The sequence below is a fragment of the Streptomyces sp. NPDC097107 genome (genome assembly GCF_044762405.1).
Classification (GTDB): domain Bacteria; phylum Actinomycetota; class Actinomycetes; order Streptomycetales; family Streptomycetaceae; genus Streptomyces; species Streptomyces thinghirensis.
Genome location: NZ_JBIWEF010000001.1, coordinates 210,540 through 225,061 on the forward strand (window position 1 = coordinate 210,540; position 14,522 = coordinate 225,061).

General features: G+C 71.1%; 13 protein-coding genes. 5 read left to right on the plus strand and 8 right to left on the minus strand.

What is annotated here, in order from left to right; genetic code table 11:
• Window positions 1-130: 130 nt before the first annotated feature.
• The 5 genes from ACIQ1J_RS01025 to ACIQ1J_RS01045 all read right to left on the minus strand — a co-directional run bounded on the left by ACIQ1J_RS01025 (window position 131) and on the right by ACIQ1J_RS01045 (window position 7,298).
• Window positions 131-1,129 (minus strand): TerC/Alx family metal homeostasis membrane protein, encoded by a 999-nt coding sequence (locus tag ACIQ1J_RS01025; RefSeq protein ID WP_210959183.1) that lies wholly within the window; start codon window positions 1,127-1,129, stop codon window positions 131-133.
• A 254-nt stretch (window positions 1,130-1,383) separates the two neighbouring features.
• Window positions 1,384-3,426, minus strand: a complete 2,043-nt coding sequence (locus tag ACIQ1J_RS01030; protein WP_403552980.1) for a TerD family protein — start codon at window positions 3,424-3,426, stop codon at window positions 1,384-1,386.
• A 92-nt stretch (window positions 3,427-3,518) separates the two neighbouring features.
• Window positions 3,519-4,097 (minus strand): TerD family protein, encoded by a 579-nt coding sequence (locus ACIQ1J_RS01035; RefSeq protein ID WP_121746441.1) that lies wholly within the window; start codon window positions 4,095-4,097, stop codon window positions 3,519-3,521.
• 140 nt (window positions 4,098-4,237) lie between these two features.
• Window positions 4,238-6,382, minus strand: coding sequence for an excinuclease ABC subunit UvrB (uvrB, locus tag ACIQ1J_RS01040; protein ID WP_403552983.1), 2,145 nt, complete (start codon window positions 6,380-6,382; stop codon window positions 4,238-4,240).
• A gap of 40 nt (window positions 6,383-6,422) precedes the next feature.
• Window positions 6,423-7,298 carry an MHYT domain-containing protein gene (locus tag ACIQ1J_RS01045; protein ID WP_403552985.1) on the minus strand — a complete coding sequence of 292 codons (876 nt, stop codon included), beginning with the start codon at window positions 7,296-7,298 and terminating at the stop codon, window positions 6,423-6,425.
• Between the two features lie 293 nt (window positions 7,299-7,591).
• Between ACIQ1J_RS01045 and ACIQ1J_RS01050 the strand changes: the two genes are divergently transcribed.
• Entirely contained in the window at window positions 7,592-8,485 is an 894-nt protein-coding gene (locus ACIQ1J_RS01050) for a glycerophosphodiester phosphodiesterase (protein WP_403552987.1), read from the plus strand.
• Window positions 8,486-8,564: 79 nt separating this feature from the next.
• Entirely contained in the window at window positions 8,565-9,119 is a 555-nt protein-coding gene (locus ACIQ1J_RS01055) for a methylated-DNA--[protein]-cysteine S-methyltransferase (protein ID WP_403552989.1), read from the plus strand.
• Window positions 9,120-9,145: 26 nt separating this feature from the next.
• Here ACIQ1J_RS01055 and ACIQ1J_RS01060 read toward each other — a convergent pair whose 3' ends face one another.
• Complete coding sequence (locus tag ACIQ1J_RS01060; RefSeq protein ID WP_403552991.1) at window positions 9,146-9,574, minus strand: VOC family protein; 429 nt, start codon at window positions 9,572-9,574, stop codon at window positions 9,146-9,148.
• A 121-nt stretch (window positions 9,575-9,695) separates the two neighbouring features.
• On the opposite strand from ACIQ1J_RS01060, the gene ACIQ1J_RS01065 reads away from it, so the two are divergent.
• Window positions 9,696-10,604: a pseudouridine-5'-phosphate glycosidase gene (locus ACIQ1J_RS01065; protein ID WP_403552993.1), complete on the plus strand. Its 909-nt coding sequence runs from the start codon at window positions 9,696-9,698 to the stop codon at window positions 10,602-10,604.
• Entirely contained in the window at window positions 10,601-11,518 is a 918-nt protein-coding gene (locus tag ACIQ1J_RS01070) for a carbohydrate kinase family protein (protein WP_403552995.1), read from the plus strand. The genes ACIQ1J_RS01065 and ACIQ1J_RS01070 overlap by 4 nt, the downstream gene beginning before the upstream one ends.
• Window positions 11,519-11,598: 80 nt before the next feature.
• On the opposite strand, the gene ACIQ1J_RS01075 is transcribed toward ACIQ1J_RS01070, so the two are convergent.
• Window positions 11,599-12,393 carry a methyltransferase gene (locus tag ACIQ1J_RS01075; protein WP_403552997.1) on the minus strand — a complete coding sequence of 265 codons (795 nt, stop codon included), beginning with the start codon at window positions 12,391-12,393 and terminating at the stop codon, window positions 11,599-11,601.
• Window positions 12,394-12,626: 233 nt separating this feature from the next.
• On the opposite strand from ACIQ1J_RS01075, the gene ACIQ1J_RS01080 reads away from it, so the two are divergent.
• Window positions 12,627-13,754 (plus strand): magnesium and cobalt transport protein CorA, encoded by a 1,128-nt coding sequence (locus tag ACIQ1J_RS01080; RefSeq protein ID WP_403552999.1) that lies wholly within the window; start codon window positions 12,627-12,629, stop codon window positions 13,752-13,754.
• Between the two features lie 58 nt (window positions 13,755-13,812).
• On the opposite strand, the gene ACIQ1J_RS01085 is transcribed toward ACIQ1J_RS01080, so the two are convergent.
• Window positions 13,813-14,445: a uridine kinase gene (locus ACIQ1J_RS01085; RefSeq protein ID WP_403553001.1), complete on the minus strand. Its 633-nt coding sequence runs from the start codon at window positions 14,443-14,445 to the stop codon at window positions 13,813-13,815.
• Between the last annotated feature and the right edge of the window lie 77 nt (window positions 14,446-14,522).

Consider the following 14,522-nt stretch of genomic DNA (forward strand, 5'->3'; position numbering starts at 1 on the left):
CGTTCTCTGTCACGCGGGCCGGGCGACCCGTTCAGCCGGCTGCGGTGGCACGCAGGAAGCGGCGGGCGGTTCTTCGCCGCTCGCCGCTCCCGGTGCTGGTCCCCCACCGCACCCGGCCGGGGGTACGTGGTCAGGCCTCGACGCTGTCCTTCGAAGCGTCGTCGTCCTTGGTGACCGCCGCTTCCGCCTCGGCCTTCTTGGAGGCCCGAAGGCTGGTGATCGTAGTGACGATCAGGACGGAGCAGATCACGCCGAGCGAGACCGGGATGCTGATCTCGGGGACGTGGACCCCGGACTCGTGCAGGGCGTGCAGCACCAGCTTGATGCCGATGAAGCCCAGGATCACCGACAGACCGTACGAGAGGTGCACCAGCTTCCGCAGCAGGCCGCCGAGGAGGAAGTACAGCTGACGCAGCCCCATCAGGGCGAACGCGTTGGCCGTGAACACGATGTACGGGTCCTGGGTCAGACCGAAGATCGCCGGGATGGAGTCGAGTGCGAAGAGCACGTCGGTGGTGCCGATCGCGAGCATCACGACCAGCATCGGGGTCATGATGCGCTTGCCGTTCTCCTCGATCCACAGCTTGGTGCCGTGGTACCGGTCGGCGACGCCGAAGCGGCGCTCGGCGGCCTTGAGGAGCTTGTTCTCCTCGAACTCCTCGTCGTCCTCGTCGGCCCGCGCCTCCTGGATGAGCTTCCAGGCGGTGTAGATGAGGAAGGCGCCGAAGATGTAGAAGACCCAGGCGAAGTTGGCGATGATCGCGGCACCCGCCGCGATGAAGACGGCCCTGAGGACCAGGGCTATGAGGACACCGATGAGGAGCACTCGCTGCTGGTACTGCGAGGGCACCGCGAACTTCGCCATGATCAGGATGAAGACGAAGAGGTTGTCCACGCTCAGGGACTTCTCGGTGATGAAGCCCGCGAAGAACTCGCCGGCCGGCTGTCCGCCGCCGAAGACGAGCAGGCCGACTCCGAAGAGGCCCGCGAGGGCGATCCAGACGGCCGTCCAGATCCCGGCTTCCTTGATCGATACGTCGTGCGGCTTGCGGCCGATGAAGAAGTCGGCCCCGATCAGGGCGGCAAGGCCCACGATGGTCAGGACCCACAGGGTCAGGGAAACTTCCACTACTACGCCTCCGGCAGTACGTCACACGGCAAATGTCAGCGTCGTCGCTGCCGGAGGTCTCTTCCACCCGGGTCCGGGACGCAAGACGCGTTCGGAACCCACGGGCCGACGCCCCGGGATCTGGCCTGATCCGTATTGACGGGTACGCCGCACAGACAGGGAGTACTCCCCTCCGTACGGAGGACACTACCCCATTCCCCAAGGGATGGTAAAGAGATTCGCAAATTAAGCTCAAAACACCAGCTCGGAGAGGGTCACCGATCCCACGGACGGCGGGCTGCGGCGACCTGGGTGAGCACCTGCCGGAGCACCTGGCTGCCGGGGGGCACGAGCGCGGGCTCGTACGTCCAGGCATGCCCGACCCACGGGTCGGCGAGGTGGTCGTCGGCCACCGGCGTCAGCCGGAGAAGCGAGCGCCACAGCGGGTCGAGCAACGGCCCGTACCCGGCTGACTCCTCACGGTCGGCGACCATCATCAGGTGGACGCCCACGGCCGCCCCCTCGTCGGCGAGATAGCGGAGCTGGTTCACCGCGCGGTCGTCGAAGCCGTGCGGGAAGTCGTTGACGATCAGGAGCTGCTGGGACGTGTCGAGGCCGGGTGGAAGCGCGTCGGGGGCGCCTCCGCGCAACGCCATCTGTACCAGGTCGACGCGCTGGGTGAGGCGGGAGAGAACGTCCGCCGTCCCGGCGGCTCCCAGGGCGGGCGGGGCCGCGAGCACTCCGGTCTGCACCAGCGGGGCCAGTGCCTGCGCCCCTGATCCGGCCGGGTCGATGACGTGCACGGTGAACTCGCCCGCCGGATAGACGGCGAGCAGCCTCGCCGCGTGCGCGACCGCCGTCTCGAGACCCAGGCGCCGCATCTCGTGCGAGTCGGCGAGCGAACCGTCGAGCGAGGCGGAACGCCCGCTGTCGATCCACAGGCCACGCTCCAGCGGCAACCGGACCAGCAGCGGGATGCGTATGCGGTCCGCCTCGGGGAGATGGAGGTCGCCCAGCCGCACGGCCATGGGGATCTCCATGGGTACGCGGTAGGCGTGCCAGACGGGGTTGTCCCAGCGCGCGTAGGCCGCCGGCAGGGCGGGCTCGACCACATCCGCCTCGGTGGCGAGCTGAGCGATGTCCCGGTCCAGGGCCTCCTGGGCCTGGGACACGAGCTGGGTGTGCCGGGCGCGCGCCACTTCCCGGGCGGCGTCGCCCTGACCGCCGATCCGGTTGCGCGGATCGGACAGGACCTGGTCGAGTTCCTTCTCCATGCGCGAGTCGGCGAAGTCGACGGCGCTGCGGTACGCCGCCGTGGTGCGGGCCAGGTCCTCGAACATGCCCCACACCTGGTTGTAGAGCCGCTCCTCCATGGACCAGCCGGTGGCGTCGCCCGCGACGGGCCGCGCGGGCTGCCCGGGCGCGGCCGGGGGCGCGGTCGGTGGGGGCGGAGGCGGAGCGGCGCCCTGCCGGCGCGGGTGGCTGTAGTCGATCGGGCCGCCGCCGGTGGGCGCGGACGACTGGCCGGCGGCGGAGTCCCCCGCTCCGGCCGGGTACGGCTGGTGTGTGCCGTCGTGCTGTGCGTGAACGCCGGGCGTCCGCGGGACGGACACACCCTGGGCGTCGTACGGGGACACCGGGGGCACGGTGCCGGGGGTGCCCTGGGATGCGGCGGCGCCGTGGTCCGTACCGTGCGCCGGGGTGGCGGCCTGCCGGGAGCGGTTGCCGTCGGCCGTCCGTGCCGGGGGCGCCGGCACCGAACGGGCCAGGCCGCCGGCCACCGCCTCCTGGATGCCGCGGGCGAGTTCACGGGCCTGGGGCAGGCTCTGGTCGGTCAGGAGTTCGGCGAGGCCGCCCGTGTAGCCCTGACCGACGGCGCGCACCTTCCAGGCACCCTGCCGCCGGTAGAGCTCCAGCGCGACGACGGCCGACTCGGCCTCGAGGCCGGTGATGGTGTAACTGGCTACCTCGTCACCGTCGAGGCCCGTGACGGCGACGAAGGGGGCGGCGACGGCCCCGAAGCGGCCCGGTCCCGTCCCGTCGGCGGGCAGGGCGAGCAGCACACTGACGCGGTGCACCGCGTCCGGCACGGCGTCCAGGTCCACCGCGAGACGATGGTCGGCGGCCGCCTGCCGGGAGACCTCGAGACCAGGCAGGGCGGGCGTGCCCGGGTGGGCCACCCATTCCACGCCGTGGACCCTGCCGCTCTCGTCACCAAGCGTCGCTCCGGCGACGATCGGTGTGCCGGCCGAGACCCGGATCTCGAGACGGGTCCGGGGAAGCGGGTGGTTCTGTCCCCGCGTCAGCTCGGCCGTCATCGCCTTCCCCCTGTGTCACTCGGTGCGTCACTCGTGATGTGCCGTGCGCCGACCGGTCCTGCTCACGGGGCCGGCCGCTACCCGCCGGCCCGCTACAGGACCGGCAGGATCGCCGGCATCAGGTCCTGGAAGGTGCGGCCGTTGGCCGGGGAACCGATGGCGGTCATCGCCCAGCCCTGGCCCGCGCGGTGCACCTTCGCCATGATCTGGGCCGTGTAGGCGCCGCCACCGGCCAGCGTGTAGCGGGCGAGCTCCTGGCCGTTGGTCTCGTCGACCAGGCGGCAGAACGCGTTCTGCACTTCCTGGAAGGTCTGGCCCGTGAAGGAGTTCACGGTGAAGACGATCTGGTCGATGTGGACCGGGACGCGCTGCAGGTCGACGAGGATCGCCTCGTCGTCGCCGCCCTGGCCGACACCGCCGACGAGGTTGTCCCCGGTGTGGCGCACCGAGCCGTCGTCGCTCACCAGGTGGCGGAAGAAGACGACGTCGACCGGCTGCTTGTCCGCGAACAGCACGGCGGAGGCGTCCAGGTCGATCTCCCGGGTGCGCGAGCCGAACAGGCCGCGCCGGGGAGCCGCCTGCCAGCCGAGACCCATGCGCACCGACGTCAGGCTGCCGCCGTCGCTCTTCTGCAGACTGATGGCCTGACCCTTGGTCATGTTGACGGTCACGCGCTGATCCCCTCTCGAACTGTCCCCTGTTGCCGCGGACCCGCGGTTGTCCAGAACCCTACGCAGGGACACTGACAACGCCCCACCCAGGTCCGCACTTTGTGTCGGTCTTGCAACACAGCGCGTGCCCGTGCGGGCCATCAGGCCAGACCGGCCTCCTTCATCTGACGCAGCTCCTTCTTCATCTCGGAGACCTCGTCCCGCAGCCGGGCCGCGATCTCGAACTGCAGGCCCGCGGCGGCCGCCCGCATGCGGGTGGTGAGGTCCTCGATCTGTTCGGCGAGCTCCGCCGCGGGGCGGTCGGTCGGCACGGTGCCCTTGCCCTTGCCCTTGCCCTTGGCCGACTTGGCGCCGGCCGCCGCCTGGCCGCCGAGGGCGGGCACGGGGGCCTTGGCGGCCTTGCCGTCCTTCGACTGGCGGTAGCCCGAGCCGAGCAGCTGCTCGGTGTCGATGTCCTCGCGGGCGATCTGCGCGACGATGTCGTTGATCTTCTTGCGGAGCGGCTGAGGGTCGATGCCGTTCGCCTTGTTGAACGCGACCTGCTTCTCGCGGCGGCGGTTGGTCTCGTCGATCGCCCTCTCCATCGCCGGCGTGATCTTGTCGGCGTACATGTGGACCTGACCCGAGACGTTGCGCGCCGCACGGCCGATGGTCTGGATCAGGGAGGTGCCGGAGCGCAGGAAGCCTTCCTTGTCGGCGTCGAGGATCGCCACCAGGGAGACCTCCGGCAGGTCGAGGCCCTCGCGGAGCAGGTTGATGCCGACCAGGACGTCGTACTCGCCGGCGCGCAGCTCACGCAGGAGTTCGACGCGGCGCAGGGTGTCGACGTCGCTGTGCAGGTAGCGGACCTGGATGCCGAGTTCCAGGAAGTAGTCGGTGAGGTCCTCGGCCATCTTCTTGGTGAGCGTGGTGACCAGGACGCGCTCGTCCTTCTCGGTCCGCTTGCGGATCTCGTGCACCAGGTCGTCGATCTGCCCCTCGGTGGGCTTGACGACGACCTCCGGGTCGACGAGGCCGGTGGGGCGGATGATCTGCTCGACGGCGCCGTCCGAGCGGGAGAGCTCGTAGGTGCCCGGGGTCGCCGACAGGTACACGGTCTGTCCGATACGTCCCTGGAACTCCTCCCACTTCAGTGGACGGTTGTCGAGGGCGGAGGGCAGCCGGAAGCCGTGGTCGACCAGGGTCCGCTTGCGGGAGGCGTCGCCCTCGTACATGGCGCCGATCTGCGGGACGGTGACATGCGACTCGTCGATGACGAGCAGGAAGTCGTCCGGGAAGTAGTCCAGCAGGGTGTTCGGCGGGGAACCGGGCAGACGGCCGTCGAAGTGCATGGAGTAGTTCTCGACGCCGGAGCAGGAGCCGATCTGGCGGAGCATCTCGAGGTCGTACGTCGTGCGCATCCGCAGTCGCTGGGCCTCCAGGAGCTTGCCCTGCTTCTCCAGCTCGGTCAGCCGCTCCACCAGCTCCTTCTCGATGTCGTTGACCGCCCGCTCCAGGCGCTCGGGGCCCGCGACGTAGTGGGAGGCGGGAAAGACGTACAGCTGCTGGTCGTCACTGATGATCTCGCCGGTGACCGGGTGGAGCGTGGACAGGGCCTCGATCTCGTCACCGAACATCTCGATGCGGACCGCGAGCTCCTCGTAGACCGGGAAAATCTCGATGGTGTCGCCGCGCACCCGGAAGGTGCCGCGGGCGAACGCCATGTCGTTGCGCGTGTACTGGATGTCCACGAAGCGGCGCAGCAGCTCGTCCCGGTCGTGCTCCTCACCCACCCGGAGCGGGACCATGCGGTCCACGTACTCCTGCGGGGTGCCGAGGCCGTAGATGCAGGAGACGGAGGCGACCACGACGACGTCACGGCGGGTGAGCAGCGAGTTGGTCGCCGAGTGGCGGAGGCGCTCCACCTCCTCGTTGACCGAGGAGTCCTTCTCGATGTAGGTGTCCGACTGCGGGACGTACGCCTCGGGCTGGTAGTAGTCGTAGTACGAGACGAAGTACTCGACGGCGTTGTTGGGCAGCAGCTCGCGGAACTCGTTCGCCAGCTGGGCGGCCAGCGTCTTGTTCGGCGCCATCACGAGGGTGGGGCGCTGGAGCTTCTCGATCATCCACGCGGTGGTGGCGGACTTGCCGGTGCCGGTCGCGCCGAGCAGGACGACGTCCTTCTCGCCTGCTTCGACACGCCGGGCGAGCTCGGCGATGGCCGCCGGCTGGTCGCCGTTCGGCTGGTAGGGGCTGACGACCTCGAAGGGCGCCACCGTGCGTTCGATCTGGGTAACGGGCCGCATGGGTTCCACCGTACGACCCCGCACTGACAACCGGTCCGGATCAGCGGTTCTGCGGGGTTCGGGAACGCCGGACGAGCGGGCGGCGCGCGTGGTGGGCGGGGTGGTGCGGAGGGCGGCACACCGTGCGCGGTGCCTCGGGGTGGGCGGGGACGCCCGGCTTCCGTTCGACGGGGACTTCGGCGGCCCTCCCCGTGACCATCAGCGGGTCGAACATCACCACGACGCCGGCGAGGAGGAGGAAGGCCAGGGGGCCGATGAGCATGGGGGCGAGCAGTTCCGCGGCCGAGCCCCCCGTGGAGGGATCGGCCGTGCCGTGGAGGTGGACCTCGAGGGCGGCCATGCCCGTGTAGTGCATGCCGGTGACGGCCAGCCCCATGACCAGGCTGGCGCCGACGCTCCACAGGAACCCCCGGACCTGTCCGGCCGCCCACACGGCGGCGGTGGCGGCGGCCATGGCTATGACGACGGACACGGCCACGGTGAACGTGTTGTACGTCAGCTGCCCGTCCAGGCGCATCCCGGCCATACCCAGGTAGTGCATCGACGCGATGCCCAGGCCGGTGATCGTGCCGCCGGTGAACAGGGCCGTTCCTCGCGCGCCCCGATAGCCGACGATGAAGATCCCGACGCCCACCATCACGATGGCGACGGCCAGGCTGGCGAAGGTCATCAGCCAGTCGTAGCGGATCGGCGTGTGTTCGATCGTGAACCCCATCATGGCGATGAAGTGCATGGTCCAGATGCCGGAGCCGATCGCCGCCGAGCCGAGCGCGAGCCACGCCGGGCGCCAGGACCGGGTGACCCGCATGGACCTGGTGGTGCAGCGCAGACCGAGGGCACCGCCGAGGCAGGCCATGAGGTAGGCCACCAGCGGTGTGACGAGTCCGTAGCTGAATCCCTCGACCGTGCCTTGCATATGTGCGGCTGCCCTTCCGCCTTCTTGCACCCCGGTTACGTCCCGGAATTTGCCTGATGTGCGCCCCCTCCCAGGACCGCGCGAGCGGTCAGGGTCGAGGCAGAGAGTATGACTCCCACCGGAATGGTCGAACGATTCTCCGGCAAAGAAACACGGCCTTGACCCACTTGTGGGGCCCCGGTGAGCGGAGTTGAGCGACTCCATTCAGCCTGTGGCCATTCTGCACCCCTCTCCCGTTGACTCTCTGGTGTCACAGTGGTGCTGTCCGTGATCGCTCGACGCGAGGAGTACGCATGCACGCGCGCGCAGTTGCCGTCACGACCACCGCGCTCCTGGGAGTCGCCCTGCTCACTCCGCTCTCGCACGCCAGGACCGCCCAGAGCGGGGACGACGGTCCCTCGGTCGTCGCCCACCGGGGCGCCTCGGGGTACGCGCCGGAGAACACGCTGGCCGCCGTCGACAAGGCGGCCGAGATGGGCATCCGCTGGGTGGAAAACGACGTCCAGCGCACCAAGGACGGCGAGCTCGTCGTCCTCCACGACGACACTCTGCGGCGCACGACCGACGTGGAGGAGGTCTTCCCCGACCGCTCGCCCTGGAAGGTGAAGGACTTCACCGCGGCGGAGATCGCGCGGCTGGACGCGGGGAGCTGGTTCGGGTCCGAGTACGCGGGCGCGCGCGTGCCGACGCTGAAGCAGTACGTGGACCGCGTGGAGCACAACCACCAGAAGCTGCTGCTGGAGCTGAAGAACCCCCAGCTGTACCCGGGCATCGAGCAGCAGACCCTCAAGGTCCTCGCCAACGAGGGCTGGCTCGACCGGCGCCATGTGGCCGGCCGACTGGTCGTGCAGAGTTTCAGTGCGGACAGCGTCCGGACCGTCCACGATCTCAAGCCGGCCGTCAAGACCGGGTTCCTCGGCAAGCCGCCGGTGTCGGACCTGCCCGCGTACGCGGAGTTCACCGACCAGATCAACCCCTCGCACGGCTCCCTCTCCAGGAGCTACGTCTCCTCGGTGCACGCGTTCACGGGGCCGCACGGCAGGCCGATGGAGGTCCTCACCTGGACGGTCGACGACGCGGCCACCGCCCGGCGGGTCGCCGGGTACGACGTCGACGGCATCATCACCAACAAGCCCGACGTGGTGCGGGACGCCGTCGGCGAGGACGAGGACTCGGCCGGCCGGTGACCCGGCAGGCCCGGGACAGGGGTCGGTCGCGTCCGCCGCTGTCCCGGGCGTTGTCAGCGGCCGGCCTTACCGTTGGCGCATGGACACCCGTGGGCTGTACGAACGGCAGGTCGTGTGGACCGTGGTCGGCACCGACATCGGTCCGCTGCTGCTGGCCGCCACCCGCGACGGACTGGTCAATGTCGTGTTCCACGCCACCGACGCCGCGCGCGACCGTGCACTCGAAGGGCTCGCCGCCCGGCTGGGCACGGAGCCCGTCGAGGCGCCCGGCTCGCCGCTGCTTTCCGAGGCGACACGGCAGGTGGAGGCATACTTCGGGGGCCGGCGGCGGGACTTCGACCTGCCGCTGGACTGGTCGCTGATCTCGGGCTTCAACCGGGAGGTACTGCGCGAGCTGGCGTCCGGCGTCCCCTACGGCTCGGTCGTCGGGTACGGCGACCTCGCCGACCGGGTCGGCCGGCCGGGCGCCGCACAGGCGGTGGGCATGGCGATGGGGGCCAATCCGCTGCCGGTCGTCGTGCCGTGCCACCGGGTCGTCGAGAGCGACGGCGGCATCGGCGGGTTCGGGGGCGGCGTGGGCACCAAGCGACAGTTGCTCGCGCTCGAGGGCGTGCTGCCCGAGCCGCTGTTCTGAGGTCGGCCGCCCGGGGCCCGGCGCGGCTACTCGTAGTGCCGAGCCTCGAAGATGTTGCCGTCCGGGTCGCCGAAGTAGAAGCTGCGCCGGGCTGGACCTCGGGCGCCGTAGGAGTCGTACGCCAGGTCCGAGACCGGAATGGCCTGCTCTTCAAGTCGGGCGCGCAGGGCCTCGAAGTCGTGCGGTGACAGGGACAGGCAGACGTGGTTGACGGGATGGCCCGCACTGCCGTCGGCGCCGGGGACCACTCGCATGCGTTCCGCCAGGGAGTGTGGCGCCAGGTCGAGGATGGTCTCGTCGTTGAGGCGCACGGAGGGGAAGCTCACGGTCCCCGCGGTGTACTCGGTGACCCGCAGGGGTTCCAGCCCCAGGGCCTTCTCGTAGAAACGGGCGGCGGCGACCGGGTCGCGCACCCAGAGGACGACATGGTCGAGACGTGTCGTGTTGTGCGTCATGGTGCCCAGGCTCGTGGTCTTCCCGGAGGACCGCAAGACTCCTGCTGGGGCCCTTGAGGGGTTTGGCCCGGTCCTCCACCCGCCAGAGATGAGGGAGAACCGACGGACAGGAGGCAGGCGCGTGATGCTGATGGTGTCGGAAGAGGTACGGGCGGCGATCGACGCGCGTCAACCCGTGGTGGCGCTGGAGTCCACGATCATCGCACACGGGCTGCCGCGCCCGCGCAATCTGCTGGTGGCGCGTGACCTGGAGGAGACCGTACGGCAGGAGGGCGCCGTACCGGCGACCATCGCCGTGCTGGACGGGCGTCCCCATGTCGGCCTGGACAAGGAGCAGCTGGAGCGGGTCGCGAACGAGGACGGCATCCGCAAGCTGGGCCACCGCGACCTGCCGCTCGCGGTGGCCGCCGGAGCGAGCGGGGCGACCACCGTCTCGGCGACCGCCCAGCTGGCGGCCCTGGCGGGCGTCCGGGTGTTCGCCACCGGAGGGCTGGGCGGCGTGCACCGGGAGTGGACGGTGACACAGGACGAGTCGGCCGACCTGGGCCTGCTGGCGCGCACCCGCATCACGGTGGTCTGCGCGGGTGTGAAGTCCATCCTGGACGTGCCGGCGACCCTGCAGCGGCTGGAGACGCTGGGTGTCGCGGTGGCCGGTTACGGTACGGACCGCTTCCCCGGCTTCTACCTGTCCGACTCGGGGCATCCGGTGGACTGGACGCTGGACGCCCCGGAGCAGGTGGCGACGGTCATGCGGGCGCAGGACGCGCTCGGTGGGCCGCAGTCCGCGCTCGTGGTCGCCCATCCCGTCCCCGAGGAGGATCAACTCGATCCCGCGCTGCACGCGCGGGTGCTCGCCGACGCCCTGCACGCCTGCGAGGAGGCAGGGGTCACGGGTCAGGCGGTCACGCCGTTCCTGCTCGACTACCTGGTACAGCACACCGACGGGGCTTCGCTGAGCGCCAACCTGGCCGCGGTGCGCGCGAACGTGCGGCTGGCGGCCCGCGTCGCGACGGCCTGGGCCGGGGCATGACCACGGGGCCGCAAGGCGCGCTGCTGGTCGTCGGGGACGTCGTCACGGACGTCGTCGCCCGGCACCGGGGGCCGCTGGCCTCCGGCACGGACACGGCCGCCTCGATCCGCCGACTGCCCGGCGGGGCGGGTGCCAACGTGGCGTGCTGGGCCGCGTACGGAGGGTGCCGGGACGTACGGCTGCTGGGGCGGGTCGGCACCGACGCGGCGGCCTGGCACGAGCGTGAGCTGGTGACCCGTGGCGTGCGTCCTCTTCTGGTCGTCGACGAGGTGGCCCCGACGGGGACGGTGATCTGCCTGGTCGACACGGGTGCCTCGGCTGAGCGGACGTTCCTGACGGACAGCGGGGCGTCGCTGCGGCTCGGGCCCGGCGACTGGTCGGACACGCTGCTCGACGGCGTCGCCCGGCTGCACCTGTCGGGCTACCTCCTGTTCTCGGAGCCGAGCCGTGCCCTGGTGCCGGTCGCCCTGGCCGCGGCACGCGCGCGGGGGGTGCCGGTCAGCCTGGATCCTGCGTCGGCCGGGTTCCTCACCGAGCTGGGCGTCGCCCGTTTCCTGGACCTGGTCGGAGGGGTGGACGTGCTGCTGCCCAGCCGGGACGAGGCGTGCCTGCTCACCGGGCTGCCCGACGCGGCGGACGCCGCGGCCAAGCTGAGCCGGCTTGGCCCGCTGGTGATCGTCAAGCAGGGCGCGGAGGGTGCCCTGGTGGCCCGGTCCGGCACCGTGCGGGCGCGGGTCCCCGCCGACCCTGCGTCGCCGCGGGACAGTACGGGCGCCGGTGACGCCTTCACCGGCGCGTTCCTCGCCGCACTGCTCACGGGCGCGGGGCCCGAGGAGGCGACGGCTGCGGGGTGCCGGGCGGGAGCGCGGGCGGTCGAGCGGGTGGGCGGGAGGCCTCCACGGGCGACGGACTGACCGTAGGCAGATGTGGGGTGGAGAGGGACGCTGCTGTCGGCCGGGGGGTGGACGTCCCGGGGCGGCCGGGGCCCGCTCCCCTACACCTTGCGGCCCCACGCCGAGATCATCGGGGCCGTCGCGAGGTCCATCCTGCCGGACGCGACGTTCGCGAGGTGGCGGTCGATGTCCTCGTGGCCGGCTACCCCGGCGGCGACCAACTGGTCGCGGACCTGACGGACCGTCGCGGACTCCAGGGCGGCGCACGCGGGTGAGGTGACCGGGAAGTAGGCATCGGCCTCCACGTGGCGCAGCCCGGCCTCCCGGAGCAGACGCGGGAGCCGACGGCCGTAGGAGAGGTCGGCGCCGCGATGGGCCAGCAGCTGGCGGAAGCCGTGCCGCAGCCGGTTCGCCAGTTGCTGCTCGGGACCGTGCTCGTCGGGACAGAGCAGGGGCTGCAGCGCGGGGTCGGCGTCCTCGACCAGGAGGCGGCCGCCGGGACGCAGGGCCTTGACCATTGAGTGCAACGCCCTGTCCCGGTCCGGGACATGGACGAGCGCGAGCCGGGCGTGCACCAGGTCGAATCCCTCCCCCGGCGGGTCCTCGGCGCCCACGTCGTGCACGCGCACCTCGACCGGAGGCCGGCCGGCCGGAGCGATTCGAAAGGTGTCGATGTCGGTCGCGAGGACCCGGCCCGTCGGTCCCACCCTCTTGGCGAGCCAGGACACCACCGAGGTGCCTCCGGCCCCGACCTCCCAGCAGCGCCAGCCGGGGCCGGCGCCGAGCGCTTGGAGGTGCCGGAACGTCGTGGGGTCGAAGAGGGTGGCGAAGGCCTCGAAGCGCTCCGCCGCCTCGGCCTGCCGGTTGTCGAGGAGGTATCCGTCGGTTCGCGTCATGCGGCGATCATCCCAGTTGTCCGGCTTGCCCGAAGCAGTCGACGCTCCGGCGCGGCGGCTCTCGGGGATGGCCGGGGCGATGCGCGTCCGCGTCCGAACGCCCTGTCCACAGCCGGGAACAAAGCGGAACGCTCCGTACCCACAGGCTCGTCCGCGGCTGACGCCGGCCTGGCAGACTGGCTCGCCAAGGCGCGGGAAGCACGGCGCGAGGGGACCCACGCGAGGAGACACGGATGACGATGGCAGGGAATCTGCGGAAGGTCACGGGCCTGGGAGGGGTGGGCGGCCTCCGCAAGGCGGCCAGGCTGGCCCGGCGGCGCCCGCGTGTGGACCTGAGCCATCCCGCCCGTTCCCCGCTGGGTTCCTCGGTGGTGAACTGCGTGACCTATCGGGACGGTGTCCGCACTCCCGAGGGCGGTGATCCGGTCGACGCGGTGAAACGGATGCGGGGACACGGGGCCGGTTTCGTCTGGCTCGGCCTGCACGAGCCCACGGACCAGGAGTTCGCGGGTGTCGCGGACCTCTTCGACCTGCACCCGCTGGCGGTCGAGGACGCGATCGAGGCCCACCAGCGCCCCAAGGTGGAGCGGTACGGAGAGACGCTCTTCTCCGTGTTCAAGACGGTCTGCTACGTGGAGCACGAGGAGCTCACCGCCACAAGTGAGGTGGTGGGCACCGGCGAGATCATGGTGTTCGTCGGCCGGGACTTCGTGATCACCGTGCGGCACGGGCGGCACGGCTCGCTGGGGCCGTTGCGGGAAGGGCTGGAGTCCGATCCCGCACAGCTCGCCAAGGGGCCGTCCGCTGTGCTGCACGCGATCGCGGACCACGTGGTGGACGAGTTCCTGAGCGTCATCGAGGCGGTCCAGGCGGACATCGACCAGGTCGAGACGGAAGTGTTCGCGGAGCACGGCGCGCGGGTCGATCCGGGGCGGATCTATCAGCTCAAGCGTGAACTCCTGGAACTGCGGCGGGCAGTGATACCGCTGGGCCGGCCGCTGGAGGAGCTGGCCACACGGCCGGTCCGAGTGGTCGAGCCGGAGATACAGGCCTACTTCCGCGACGTGGCCGACCATCTGCTGCGGGCCACGGAGCAGATCGCGGCGTTCGACGAACTCCTCAACTCCATCCTCCAGGCGCACCTGGCCCGGGTGACGGTCGCGCAGAACGAGGACATGCGGAAGATCACCGCCTGGGCCGCGATCGTCGCGGTGCCCACGATGGTGTGCGGGGTGTACGGCATGAACTTCGACCATATGCCCGAGCTGCGCTGGCGGTACGGCTACGGCCTGGTCATCGGTGTGATAGCCGTCGCGTGCCTGGCACTGCACCGGGGCTTCCGGCGCAACGGCTGGCTCTGACGACGGGCCGGGCCGCTCAGGCCGAGAAGCTCATGGTCTGCCGCGGCACGCCCCCGCGTCAGCCGTTCCACGCGGGATGCCGTGGATCGTCGGCGCGCACGAGGACGTCGGCGGTGCCGGAGGGGTCGGTCTCGTCCTCGTAGCGCTCGAAGGCGGGCAGCGTCCAGTGCTCGGCCTCGGGGGTTCGGCGGCGCAGAGCGCCGGGGCCGAGGACCAGGTGGACACTCAGATCGAGGGGGAACCAGTGGCGCAGCAGGAAGGGGCCGTGCAGCAGCAGGGCGCCGCCGGGTGGGAGGCGGACGTAGGAGCTGCGGGTGGCGCGGTCGGAGACCGGGTCCCACAGGTCGGGCAGCACGCGCCCGTCGCCACCGGGCCCGAGGGGGTCGAAGACCTCGCGCCACAGGGCGCCGGTGTCGTGCCAGCCGTTGTAGTAGGACTCGACGTCCTGATGCCCGTATTCGAGGCGGAGGGAAGCGGGGCGCAGGAAGCCCTCCGCCCCGACGACGAGGGAGGGGCGGCCGCGCACGCGCAGCGCCTCGGAGACCCGCTCGGCGAGGTCGCCGGGGCGGGCTGCCGGGGCAGCGTCGAAGGCGACGCGCGGCCAGGCGCTGCCGTCGGCGGGTTCGAGGTCGAGCAGGCGCTCGGCGAGCAGGTCGCCGAGCCTGTCCCAGGTGATCGCTTCCAGTCGCACCTGCCCATGATGCGTCAGCCGCCGGTCCGCCCGCCTGGACGCTCGCGCATGCGCTCGCGCCGGTGGGCCATGGTCAC

What these genes read in the sequence shown, in the direction of transcription:
- ACIQ1J_RS01030 (WP_403552980.1), bottom strand. Translation starts at nt 3,426, where the DNA reads ATGACGGCCGAGCTGACGCGGGGACAGAACCACCCGCTTCCCCGGACC.
- uvrB (WP_403552983.1), bottom strand. Translation starts at nt 6,382, where the DNA reads ATGCGGCCCGTTACCCAGATCGAACGCACGGTGGCGCCCTTCGAGGTC.
- ACIQ1J_RS01045 (WP_403552985.1), bottom strand. Translation starts at nt 7,298, where the DNA reads ATGCAAGGCACGGTCGAGGGATTCAGCTACGGACTCGTCACACCGCTG.
- ACIQ1J_RS01050 (WP_403552987.1), top strand. Translation starts at nt 7,592, where the DNA reads ATGCACGCGCGCGCAGTTGCCGTCACGACCACCGCGCTCCTGGGAGTC.
- ACIQ1J_RS01055 (WP_403552989.1), top strand. Translation starts at nt 8,565, where the DNA reads ATGGACACCCGTGGGCTGTACGAACGGCAGGTCGTGTGGACCGTGGTC.
- ACIQ1J_RS01060 (WP_403552991.1), bottom strand. Translation starts at nt 9,574, where the DNA reads ATGACGCACAACACGACACGTCTCGACCATGTCGTCCTCTGGGTGCGC.
- ACIQ1J_RS01070 (WP_403552995.1), top strand. Translation starts at nt 10,601, where the DNA reads ATGACCACGGGGCCGCAAGGCGCGCTGCTGGTCGTCGGGGACGTCGTC.
- ACIQ1J_RS01075 (WP_403552997.1), bottom strand. Translation starts at nt 12,393, where the DNA reads ATGACGCGAACCGACGGATACCTCCTCGACAACCGGCAGGCCGAGGCG.
- ACIQ1J_RS01080 (WP_403552999.1), top strand. Translation starts at nt 12,627, where the DNA reads ATGACGATGGCAGGGAATCTGCGGAAGGTCACGGGCCTGGGAGGGGTG.